The sequence below is a fragment of the Dokdonia sp. Asnod3-C12 genome (assembly GCF_045063975.1).
Taxonomy (GTDB): Bacteria; Bacteroidota; Bacteroidia; order Flavobacteriales; family Flavobacteriaceae; genus Dokdonia.
On the sequence record NZ_JBEFNY010000003.1, the window covers coordinates 1,547,600 to 1,559,548 of the forward strand.

Sequence of the window (11,949 nt, forward strand, 5' to 3'; positions counted from 1 at the left end):
GTGTGGTAGTATTACGCTTTCGCGAAAGCAAAAAAGCACATAAAATTATGGATAAAATACGTTTAATAGGAATATATCCATAAATTTGTAGTGTGAACGAACTACAACCTCATAAAGTAAAAAGAGCCAAAGAAGATTATGCAGGTAATCGATCTGTGCAAACTGGTTTCCCCAGTCCCGCGACGCACTATCGAGAGCCTATGATTGACCTCAATAAAGAGCTCAGTTCTTCTCGAGATGCAACTTTCTTTGTACGCGTAAAAGGGGATACATGGAAGGATTACAATATTCTAGATCAAGACGTTTTAATTATAGACAGAGCTTTACATCCTAGTCAGGGCAAACTTGCTCTAGTGGTGACCTCAGACGGTTTTGATGTACAGAGAATCAACACTAATAAAATGGTAGAACTCTGGGGAATGATAAGCTACATAATTCACAAAGCGCTATGATTGCGATGGTAGATTGTAATAGCTTCTACGCCTCGTGCGAGCAAGTATTTCGTCCAGATTTACGAGGAAGACCAGTGGCTGTACTTAGCAATAATGATGGTTGTATTATCGCCAAAAATAAAGAAGCAAAGGCGCTCACACACATTCCTTATCGCGATCCACTATTTAAAATCAAGGGATTGCTAGCGCAAAATGATGTGACTCTATTTTCATCTAATTATACGCTGTACGGCGATATGTCTGATCGCGTGATGAATGTGCTGAGAGATTTCTCACCAGCCGTTGAGGTGTATAGTATAGATGAGTCATTTGTAGACCTATCTGGTATTACCCACGTAAACCTCGAAACATATGGGCACCAAATTAAAGATGCCGTTGTGCGACGCACAGGAGTGCCAGTAGGCGTAGGGATTGCACCTACTAAAGTCCTTGCAAAACTTGCCAATAGAATCTCAAAGAAGATAGCACGCTTTAATTACGTCTTTGTCATGGATACCGAAGAACGCCGTATAGAATGCCTCAAATGGGCCGAAACAAAAGATGTCTGGGGACTTGGTAAAAAGCATGTAGAACGCCTGGCAAATGTGGGTGTTTTTACAGCTTATGATTTTACACAATTGCCGCTAGCTTGGGTACGCAAAGAAATGACGGTAATAGGGGAGCGGCTCTGGCGCGAACTTAATGGAGAATCATGTATTCCTTTTGATACGCTTCCGCGAAAGAAAAAAGCAATAGGTACCGCAAAGTCTTTTGGTAAAAAGCTGGATAATCTGCCTCAAATTGAGGAGGCTTGTGCTTACTACATAAGTGAAGTAAGCGAGGTGTTACGTTTCCAGAAATGTTGCTGTACACAACTGCGTATCTATCTTACCACAAACTACCACAGCACAAATGATGTGCAACACGCAGACAAGACCATTATAACCTTGTCGGTGCCCACAAATGATACATTCATACTCATAGTAGAAGCTAAGAAAGCTTTAAAGCGAATCTATAAGCCAGGATTTAAGTATAAAAAAGTAGGAGTAGACCTCTTAGGCCTCATCCCAGAGGAGCAAGTACAAGGCAATCTCTTTATGCCTGAAGCGACGGGAGATAAACGTCTCATAAAAGCCTTTGACGCTATTAATAACCGCTATGGGAAGTCTACCGTTTCTGCAGGATTATCTGGAACCACAAAAAGTAACAAGGAATGGGAACTCATCAAAGAAGAGCGCAGCCCTAGATATACCACGCAGTGGGATAGTTTACTGGAGATAGGGGAATAAAAAAACCAACCCGCAATGGGTTGGTTTATAATTTTTATGTTTTCAGAGAGGTTCCTTACTCCTTCTCCCAAACGTTATCTGTTTGATCAATATCTGCCATCATTGATGTAGGATCAATCTTCATCATTTTTACCTCAGTTAGTGGTGCATCAATGGTGAATGTATAGGTAGGATTTGTCCAAGGCCAGTCTGCTAGTTGCTCACGAGCGATGTTTGGTGTTGGGTTTGGCTTTTCGGCACGCATCATGCGTAGCGGCATGTAGTATGATTTTTGAGAACCATCTGCCATATCAACGTAAAGATCTATAGGCATAGGCATAAGTCCTTTTCGCGTAAGCGTAACTTTAGTTTTATTACCATCTGCTTCTACACTTGTGATACCATAATCAATAGTGTTTGTAGTCTGTGCCCAGTCCATTAAATACCAGTCTAGCTCCATTCCAGAAACTTTTTCTGCAGTTCGTTTAATGTCGTTAGGTGTAGGGTGTTTAAAAGAAAAATCATCAAAATACTTTCTAAGTGTTTTCTTAAGGTTGTCTTCACCAATAACGTATCCTAACTGTGCAAGAAATACTGCTCCTTTGCTATATGCAGCGATGCTGTAAGGCATGTTCTCGTTATAACGATCTGCGTGCGTTGTTTGTGGTTGTTCTTTACCGCTTTTAACGAGGTAATAGTAGCCTCTGTACGATCCGGAAAGCGGATTAGGATTATCACCTCCTGTAAGTTCATTTTCGGCAAGAGAAGAGATGTACGACGTAAACCCTTCATCCATCCACTCATGTTTTGCTTCATTACTTGCTAGTAAGAACTGGAACCAAGTATGTGCCATCTCGTGTGCAGTCACACCAAAAAGGCTTCCAAACTTGCGCTCACCAGTAATAAGTGTGCTCATCGCATACTCCATACCACCATCACCACCTTGTATCACAGAGTACTGCTTGTATGGATATGTGCCTACATGCTTATTATAAAAGGCAAGTAAGTCTGCCGTCATAGGCTGGAGTTTCTTCCAGTTTTCCTTGATAGACTCTTTGTTTTTATAGAAAAAGTGAAGCTCCGTATCATTTTCTCCCATGATCATGTCGTGCACATACTCAGGATCTGCCGCCCATGTAAAGTCATGTACGTTAGGTGCTTTAAAGTGCCATTGTAATTTGCCACGTTTTGCATTTTTACCTGGCTTCATAGAAGTTCCTGCATACCCATGACCCATATCTTCTGGATCTTGTAAATATCCTGTACCACCTATTGTGTAGTTCTCATCAATATTGATTTTTACATCAAAATCTCCCCAAACTCCGTGAAACTCACGAGCGATATAAGGATCTGCGTGCCATCCTTCAAAATCATATTCGGCCATTTTTGGGTACCATTGCGTCATAGATAGTGCAACACCTTCTTTGTTGTTACGACCACTACGGCGTATTTGAGTAGGTACTTGACCTTTAAAATCCATCTCAAAAGTAGTCTTTGCTCCGGGTGCAATAGGAGTTGCAAGTTGTACTTCAAGTACTGTTCCCGCTACTTCGTAAGTTAACTTTTCACCATCTTGAGTAAGGCTATTTACTTTTATAAACCCAATCTCATCTGGAGCTAGCTTACTGATACGATCTTTTACACGACCATCTGGATCTGCAATGTTGCGTGAGCGCACGTCCATCTCACTTTCAGGTTGGAACGCGTTAAAATATAAGTGATAGAAAACACGGTCTAGCGTCTCTGGAGAGTTGTTTGTGTACTCTAGCTTTTGTGTACCATCATACTGATAGTTTTTTACATTCATGTCGATTTCCATTTCGTAATCGACGTGCTGTTGCCAGTAAGAGGTGTTGTTTTGTGCATACGCTTTCGCGAAAGCGAACAACGATACCATCAACAGTAATTTGTAAGCGTTTTTCATTATAGATTGATTTAAAGTTAAAATCCCAAACTCCATTATTGAGGAATTTGGGATTTTGAGAAATTACTAAAATTATTTTTGTAGTTCTGCTAGTTTAAAAGCGTTGTACATATTTACCATTTCGCCAGATTTTGATACTTCATTGAAGCGTGCTTGCTTCTCTGTATCTCCACCTAAAATTACCGAAGTATTAGTAGTAAGACCACTCTTCATGATAATATTTTTAACCTCGTTTGCAGAAAGCTTAGGGTAGTAGCTACGTAACATTGCAGCAACTCCAGCTGTGTTGGGCGCAGCCATAGACGTACCGCCTAGATACTCATACGTATCTTCTGGTGTAGTAGAGTAAATATCTACTCCAGGGGCAAATACATCTACATTAGATTTCCCATAGTTTGAGAAGTTTGCAAGCAACTGGCTTCCATACTTAGGTGCTAGAGCGCCTATCGTTAAGAAAGTATCTGCCATTTCTGTTACATTGTCTAGTTGATCATTAGGATACACACGGTTTGCTGGATCATCAAGAGATAACCCTTCATTACCTGCAGCGTTTACGATAAGCACATCATTTTTGGCAGCATACTTTATTGCATCATAAACCCACTCAGGGTTTTGTGCGTAGTACTTTCCAAAAGAGGTATTAATCACCTTTGCACCATTATCTACTGCGTAGCGTATTGCAAGTGCGATATCTTTATCATACTCATCTCCATCTGGCACTGCGCGCACTGCCATGATCTTAATGTTGCTATTTGCAACACCATTCATTCCTTTACCATTGTTACGAGTTGCAGCAATGATTCCTGCTACGTGCGTACCGTGCTTTGCACCGTCTGGCTCAGGTCCATATACATTGTTATTACCGTACTTAGTATCTGTGATATCGTAAGGATCATCACCTAGTACTTTTCTAAAATCTGCTGTTTTATTATAATTTGCTTCTAGCTGACCAGTAAAGTATTCAACACCTTCATCTATGTTTTTCATAAAATCAGGAATACTCTCTGTGTACTGAAACATTTGAGTAATAAACCCAATGTGGTTCTGCATCTCGGCAGAAGGGTTTTTAATAGTTGCAAGATCTGCTTGCGTGTAATCTTCTTTTCCTAATGCCTTTACTATCGCAGGATGTGAAGATTTAAGCTGGCTAGCGATTTGCTCGTATTGTGTTTTTTGACGCTGTGCACCTGCAACTTTCTCGTCATACTCAGCTTTTGCTTTTTGATATTGTAAGAAGATATCTTTTTGAGAAGCAGGAATAGTTGCGAGTGTTTTACCAGCAAACTCACCTTCAAAACGTTTGATGATACGTACAAACTCAAGTTGCTCTGCACCTACATCGCCTAGAAAATTCCAGCCATGTACATCATCTATATATCCATTGTTATCGTCATCCTTACCGTTACCAGCAATCTCTTTTGGATTCGTCCAGATGCGACCTTTAAGATCTTCGTGGTTGATATCTATACCAGAATCTATCACAGCAACAATTACTTGCTGTCCAGACTTACCAGGAAGAATTTCGGCATACGTACGATCTACGCTCATGCCTGGAATGGTATCAGTTCTAAGATCTCTTGAGCTCCATGCTTGTTTCTCACTTTCTGTAAGTGCAGAAACTTTGAGAGGGTTGCTATCTACATTTTCTACGGGTACAGTTACCAGTGCAGATGGAGTCTCACAAGAGGCTAAAAAAGTGGCAGCCATTGCTGCAATCACAAGAGATTTTGTGTGTTGTAAATTCATCATATTAGTTAAATAAGTCTTTAAAGGTATAAATTTCATTTGCACGCACGCCTTTCTCGGTGTGCTGTACGGTAATAATTTCATTGTGAGCATCGTGCTCTAGCCATAGATAGTAATTATTATCTGCAGCGATGTTTAAGAATTGTTCTTTCTCGCTTATAGAAAGTAGCGGTCTTGTATCATAACCTGTCACATAAGGAATGGGTAAGTGTCCTAGAGTAGGGAGCAGGTCTGCCATGAAAACAATGGTCTTACCTTGATACTCGATATGTGGAAGCATTTGCTTTTCTGTATGACCATCTGCAAAGAGAATACCAAAGTTGAGTTCGCTATTTTTTTGAAAAGCTTGTTCTCCTCGTTCTATAAAGTGAAGCTGTCCACTTTCTTGCATAGGGATGAGGTTTTCCTTTAAGAAACTAGCTTTCTCTCGATTGTTTGGCTCAACAGACCATTGCCAGTGATTTTCATTGGTCCAGAATTTCGCATTTTTAAATGCAGGTTCATAACCTGTTCGGTCTTTATTCCACTGGATGGCTCCACCTACGTGATCAAAATGTAGGTGCGTCATAAATACATCTGTAATGTCATCACGGTGAAAACCATATTGAGCAAGCGATGCATCTATGGAGTGGTCTCCCCACTGGTGGTAATAGCCAAAAAACTTTTCAGATTGCTTATCACCCATTCCATTATCAATGAGAATAAGCCTGTTGCCATCTTCTATAAGCATACATCTTGCGGCAATATCAATGAGATTATTAGCATCTGCAGGGTTTGTTCGGCTCCAGATAGTCTTTGGAACAACGCCAAACATGGCACCACCATCTAACTTAAAATTTCCGGCTTCAATGGGATATATTTTCATAAATAAGGTTGCATCTAAGTGGGATTACTACAGTTACGCTTTCGCGAAAGCGTGAAAATTGTAAAAAAGAGTACTATTCCCAAAAACAAAATCTCTGCAAAATACCAAAAAGGCGCTTTTTAAACGGTTGGCACCCCTAGTTTTTAACAAAGAATTGTAACTTCACAACGACCGCCAAAAACGGAAAAACACTAATATCGCATCAAAACAGAATTACCATGTTAGAACTCGCTGGAATCATTATTTTAGGAATCATTGCACAATGGGCCGCATGGCGTTTAAAATTACCAGCAATTTTACCATTACTACTCATAGGTCTCTTTGTAGGACCTGTATCTACTTTAATCTCTGAAGATGGTACAAAATGGATAGAACCTATATGGAATGGGGAAGAAGGACTTTTTCCAGGAGAGAGTTTGTATTGGTTTGTATCGCTTGCCATATCTATTATCCTTTTTGAAGGCGGACTTACACTAAAACGTGATGAAATTAAGAATGTAGGTCCAGTAATTACAAAGCTTATTTCTATAGGAAGCCTTGTAACATTTTTAGGAGCAGGATTTGCTGCCTACTGGATATTTGGACTTAGTCTTCAGATCTCTTTATTGTTCTCAGGACTTATCATTGTAACAGGACCTACCGTGATATCGCCAATTTTGAGAAACGTACCTGTAAAGCGAGATATCTCTACAGTACTTAAATGGGAAGGGATTCTTATAGATCCTATAGGAGCACTTGTGGCAGTATTAATGTATGAGTTTATCTCTGTAGGAGAAGGAGCAGCTTTTACAAAGACGGCCTTAGTGGAGTTTGGTAAAATTGTACTTTTTGGAAGTACGTTTGGGTTTACGTTTGCTCATGCGCTGGCTTTTATTATCAAAAAGAAGCTTGTACCACACTATCTGATGAATGTATTTACACTAGCCGCAGTGCTAGGTGTATTTGTAATGTCAGACCAGTTTGCTCACGAGTCTGGACTACTTGCAGTAGTTGTAATGGGAATGGTACTAGGAAACATAAACCTTCCTAATATTAAGGAACTACTATACTTTAAAGAGTCATTGAGTGTCTTACTTATTTCTGTGCTGTTCATTTTGCTTTCGGCAAATATGAATCTTGTGGACCTTGAGTTATTATATCGCTGGGAGACATTAGCGTTATTTCTTGTAGTGGTATTTGTGATACGACCTATAGGCGTCTTCTTGAGTACTTGGGGATCAGACTTACAGACGAATGCCAAGCTGTTTATTTCATGGGTAGGACCACGAGGAATTGTAGCAGCAGGTATTGCTTCACTTTTTGGGTCTAAGTTGTTAATAAAAGGAGAACCAGGAGCAGAGTACATCACACCATTGGTATTTATGATTGTACTGGGTACCGTATTATTGAATGCAACTACTGCACGATTATTTGCAAAGATGGTGGGTGTATTTCTTACTAAATCTGAGGGTATTCTTATTGTAGGAGCATCAGAAATGCCACGATTAATAGCCAAATATCTTCAAAAAAATGGTCGTCACGTTGTACTTCTTGATAGTAATTCTAATCATATACGTACCGCAAAAGAAGCTGGGCTCATGGCGCTAGAGGCAAATGTCTATGCAGATGATCTTACAGATGATGTTGAGCTTAGTGACATAGGATATTTAATGTCATTAACAGGAAACAGCGATATTAATAAATATGCGATTAACCGATTTAGAAAGCAGTTTGGAGAAAATGGAGCTTACCGTCTTATCTCTAAGAGAGAGATGGATAACATCGCACAACTACCTAAGGAAGGATTATTTTCGGCAACAGATGACTTCTTTAATATGACAGATGTTACGAGACAGTATCCTACGATTAATGAGGTTGCGGTATCTTCAAAGGAGGAGTACATGGCTATAGGAAAACTTGTGGCAGATGATAAAAATATGATTCCGCTGTTTGTAAAGAAGAAGGATAATACCTTAGAAATCATTAGCTCATTTATACAAGACGTGGATGTAAAATCTTTTGAGGGAAGCCACTTAATTTACCTAGGAAAACCGATTACCGATGAAGATCTAGCCAAAGTAACTGAAGCTAGCCAGACACTATCGAGTGATGATGGAGATGTTATTGTCCCAATAGGTGATTAAGATATACTTTAAGATAGCCTGTTGTAATACTTTTTCTTGTAAAAGAAGACGAGCATGCCTGCTCTAAAAAGCATCCATACGATAAAGGCGAGCCAGATGCCTATCACACCCCATCCTAAATATTTACTTATATAGAGCACAGGTACAAAACCTACAAAAGTAGCTAGTAATAGCGTGTTGCGTAGCCACGCCATCTCACCGAGCCCTTTAAAAATGGCATCTAGTGTGAATGCTACAGCATTAATAGGCTGCATGATAATTACCATAAAAAACACTCCGTAAAAGACAGAGAGTACCGTTTCTTCATTGCTAAAAAGAAGACCTAGAGGTTTGTATAAAAAGGTACAAACAATAATTAATACAGCCGAAACAACAAGATTGTAACGAACAACTTTCTTGGTTAATTGCCATAGATTAGGATAGTCTTTTGCTCCAAGTAGACGGCCGCTTAGCAGGTTTCCTGCAGCACCATAACCATCGATAAAAAAGGCTGTAAATAGCCAGATATTGGCAGCAATAGTATGTGCCGCCACAGTTTCATCACTTATTGCAGTTGCTTCTCTTACAGCCAGCACAAGCGCCACGTTAAGAGAAAATGAGCGCACAAACAAGTTAAGACTCATGGAGATAAGCCTTTTTATTTCCGGATGTAAGGGCAATGTAAGTTTAAGAGAAACCTCTGTTTTTACTAGTAAAAGTATGAGCGCCATAATGGCCATAACTCCTTGAGCAATCAAGCTAGCCCACGCAGCTCCTTTTACACCAAGCGGTTCGATAATTCCTTCTACACCGTACACTAATGCAATGTCTAAACCTATGTTTAGAGAAGCACCAATGATGGCAACAATCATAGGCCAAAAAGTGTTCTGCAATCCTCTGAAAATCCCAAAAACAGCAAACGTAAATAAGGTGAGCGGAAAGCCCCATACTCTAATATTATAGTAATCGATACTTAATGAGAGGACTAAACCTTTTGCATTGAGTAGCGTAAAAATTTCGGCAACAAAGAAATAGGTGCTAGCAAGTACCACAATACTTAGGATGATATTAAAGTAAATTGCTTGAGCAGGGAGAACCTTTATATCCTCTAGTTTTCCTGCTCCTAGATTTTGGGAGATAATGGTAGATATCGCACTACGTGTTTGACCTAAAATCCATATTAGCATAGATAAGAAAGAACCCACAATTCCTACCGCAGCAAGTGACTCAACGCTATTTTCTGCCATATTACCCACTACAGCGGCATCTGTACTAGACAGTATAGGCTCTGCAATACCAGCAACAAGCGCAGGAATGGCAAGCTGTTGTATACGCTTGAATGAAATATCTATATTACTTGTGGAGGTGCTGATAGGATAGTTTTTTAAATAGAAAGATCAATAAAATGTAAAATTACAGACTAATAAAATGATAACCCACCTCTAGAGAACTCTTTCGTAGCAGTAAAATGGGTACTCACTTTGTTTTGGAAAAAAGATACTCCCTAGTTTCTCATAACCTCGAGCTTCATAGAACTTTTGATTACGTTTATTTTGAGAAAAAGTATCGAGACGTATGGATGGTGCCGAGTGCGCTTTCGCGAAAGCGTATGCATAATCCATTAGTTTGCGAGCGTTTCCTTGTCCTTGATAGTCGGGATGTACGGCAAGTCTATGGATGTACAAATTATTTTTTGAAGGGGTGAGCCAGTCAATGTCTAGATACTCATCATCCATTAATGTTGACAACACAATGGTACCTATAACGCTATCATTCTCTTTGAGAAGAAAGAGCTCATCACGAGCAATATCTTGCTCAAAAGCAGTGGCAGTAGGATAGTGCTCATTCCACTGAAAAATATTTCTTGAGATCATTTCTTGCGCACAGGCACGAGTAAGTGAAAGGATTTCAGGGATTTCTGAATTTTTTGCAGGTACAATCACAGATTAAAAAGTATTTTTGTGTTAATAGGTAAAAATACAAGTTACAGTATGAAAAATATTCTCGTTCCCATAGGTTCTTCAGATAGCGCTTTTAATACGCTTCAATATGCAATAGATCTTGCACAAGAGATTGATGCAAATGTGTATGCGATATCAGTCTTTCAAGAGTTTTCTAAAGCAGGTAGTGCTTCAAAGCTCAATACCGTTATTAAAGAAGAGTCAGAAAGCAGGCTCGAGAAAGTTGTAAATGGAGTAGACCACAAAGGAGTATCTGTAGTTGCTCACCCTATTAAAGGAGGTGTGATAGAGGGCGTAGAGCGCTTTAATAAGCACGTTCCTGTAGATCTTATGGTATTGTCACCACGTAGTAACTCTGTGCGTGATGAGGTGTATCTAGGTAACATGACAGGGAAGCTTGTAAAAGGAACTGATATTGCGGTACTGGTAGTGCCAGAAAATGAAAAATTTAAGGAGCCTTCAAATATTTTAATGGCTTTCAAAAATGGAAAGTTTGATAAAAAACGTCATTTAGAACCATTGAGAAAGCTTCAAAAACATTTTGGGACAGAACTTCACTTATTGCACGTGGAAACTCCAGAATCTGACGAAGCTATGAAAGAAGTATCTGATGATCTTAAAAAAATGAGCGCGTCTTATAAAAACACAACAAATGCAACTACCTATCAAGGAGTGCTAGAGCACTTCCAGTCTGTAGAGCCAGATATGTTATGTGTTGTGCGCAGAAAACGTGGTTTCTTTAAGAAACTATGGGAGAAAAATGTTGTACTAAAGAAAGAATTCTTTACGACAAAACCTCTTCTTATTTTAAGAGTACAATAATATTGATTATGATGGGGGATTAGCTCATTTGGCTAGAGCGCTTGCCTGGCAGGCAAGAGGCGACCGGTTCGAATCCGGTATTCTCCACCAGTACTCAAAGGGCTTCAAGGGTTTTCAACTCTTGAAGCTTTTTTCATTTGCACGCAATTTGCACGCAAAATGGGCTTTTAAGAATATTAATTAATATTTGATCCATTTTGGTGTAAAACAAGATCTTCACTGCTTTTTATATCTTTTCTAGATTACTTCGAAGAATATAAGCAATGTTTAGATCCCTATAATCTCTATAGTAAAACATAACCTTCCGTTAAACAATTGAAATAATTAAAAATTATACCTAGCTTTACAATAAATGAAACTATTTCTTCACAAATCAATGGCAATCTTTATGGCTTGCGTGGTGCTCGTAACCACGACGTCATTCACCGTGGATATGCACTATTGTGGGGATAACTTGGAAGATTTCAGTTTATTCTCAAAAGCTGAAGGTTGCGGAATGGAAAAAGCGCAATCCGTAAAAAGTTGTGAGAATCCTAAAATGACTGAAAAATCGTGTTGTACTGACCAGCAAATTGTCAAGGAAGGCAAGGACGACCTCAAAATTTCATTTGACACACTTTCATTCGAGCAGCAAACGTTCATCGCTGCTTTTACCTATTCATATATAAACCTTTTTGAAGGAACCGAATCTGAAGAAGTTCCTTTTGAAGATTACCCGCGACCCTTTGTCAAACGGGATGTGCAAGTGTTGCACCAGACTTTCTTAATTTGATTTGTTAGATTTTTAGAATGAAGCCCAACAGCTATGCTGTCGTGGGCTAAAACTCGTG

The 11,949-nt window shown here is 39.4% G+C and carries 10 protein-coding genes and 1 tRNA gene; 6 read left to right on the top strand and 5 right to left on the bottom strand.

The window, feature by feature from the left end; genetic code table 11:
* The first annotated feature begins 92 nt into the window (after positions 1–92).
* Together ACJJVW_RS07165 and ACJJVW_RS07170 are read left to right on the top strand one after the other, a co-directional pair.
* Complete coding sequence (locus ACJJVW_RS07165; RefSeq protein ID WP_405251184.1) at positions 93–452, top strand: S24 family peptidase; 360 nt, start codon at positions 93–95, stop codon at positions 450–452.
* On the top strand, positions 449–1,720 hold the full coding sequence (locus ACJJVW_RS07170) for a Y-family DNA polymerase (protein WP_298323342.1): 1,272 nt from the start codon (positions 449–451) through the stop codon (positions 1,718–1,720). Before ACJJVW_RS07165 ends, ACJJVW_RS07170 begins: the two co-directional genes overlap by 4 nt.
* Positions 1,721–1,775: 55 nt before the next feature.
* Here ACJJVW_RS07170 and ACJJVW_RS07175 read toward each other — a convergent pair whose 3' ends face one another.
* The 3 genes from ACJJVW_RS07175 to ACJJVW_RS07185 all read right to left on the bottom strand — a co-directional run bounded on the left by ACJJVW_RS07175 (position 1,776) and on the right by ACJJVW_RS07185 (position 6,234).
* Positions 1,776–3,623: a M1 family metallopeptidase gene (locus ACJJVW_RS07175; RefSeq protein WP_405251185.1), complete on the bottom strand. Its 1,848-nt coding sequence runs from the start codon at positions 3,621–3,623 to the stop codon at positions 1,776–1,778.
* A 72-nt stretch (positions 3,624–3,695) separates the two neighbouring features.
* Positions 3,696–5,369, bottom strand: a complete 1,674-nt coding sequence (locus ACJJVW_RS07180; RefSeq protein WP_405253073.1) for a S8 family peptidase — start codon at positions 5,367–5,369, stop codon at positions 3,696–3,698.
* 4 nt (positions 5,370–5,373) lie between these two features.
* Positions 5,374–6,234 carry an MBL fold metallo-hydrolase gene (locus ACJJVW_RS07185; protein ID WP_405251186.1) on the bottom strand — a complete coding sequence of 287 codons (861 nt, stop codon included), beginning with the start codon at positions 6,232–6,234 and terminating at the stop codon, positions 5,374–5,376.
* A gap of 218 nt (positions 6,235–6,452) precedes the next feature.
* On the opposite strand from ACJJVW_RS07185, the gene ACJJVW_RS07190 reads away from it, so the two are divergent.
* Positions 6,453–8,357 (top strand): sodium:proton antiporter, encoded by a 1,905-nt coding sequence (locus ACJJVW_RS07190; RefSeq protein WP_298323336.1) that lies wholly within the window; start codon positions 6,453–6,455, stop codon positions 8,355–8,357.
* Positions 8,358–8,365: 8 nt separating this feature from the next.
* Here the strand turns inward: ACJJVW_RS07190 and ACJJVW_RS07195 are convergent, their stop codons facing one another.
* Positions 8,366–9,709: an MATE family efflux transporter gene (locus ACJJVW_RS07195; RefSeq protein WP_298323849.1), complete on the bottom strand. Its 1,344-nt coding sequence runs from the start codon at positions 9,707–9,709 to the stop codon at positions 8,366–8,368.
* Positions 9,710–9,778: 69 nt separating this feature from the next.
* A complete protein-coding gene (locus ACJJVW_RS07200; RefSeq protein WP_298323335.1) occupies positions 9,779–10,279 on the bottom strand; it encodes a GNAT family N-acetyltransferase in 501 nt (166 codons plus the stop codon).
* Between the two features lie 48 nt (positions 10,280–10,327).
* On the opposite strand from ACJJVW_RS07200, the gene ACJJVW_RS07205 reads away from it, so the two are divergent.
* The 3 genes from ACJJVW_RS07205 (at position 10,328) to ACJJVW_RS07215 (ending at position 11,891) form a co-directional block, all read left to right on the top strand.
* The gene (locus tag ACJJVW_RS07205) at positions 10,328–11,119 is read left to right on the top strand and encodes a universal stress protein (RefSeq protein WP_035335057.1); all 792 of its coding nucleotides are present in this window, start codon (positions 10,328–10,330) and stop codon (positions 11,117–11,119) included.
* A 13-nt stretch (positions 11,120–11,132) separates the two neighbouring features.
* Positions 11,133–11,209 (top strand) — tRNA-Ala (locus ACJJVW_RS07210).
* 262 nt (positions 11,210–11,471) lie between these two features.
* Positions 11,472–11,891, top strand: coding sequence for an HYC_CC_PP family protein (locus ACJJVW_RS07215; RefSeq protein ID WP_405251187.1), 420 nt, complete (start codon positions 11,472–11,474; stop codon positions 11,889–11,891).
* Positions 11,892–11,949 lie beyond the last annotated feature (58 nt).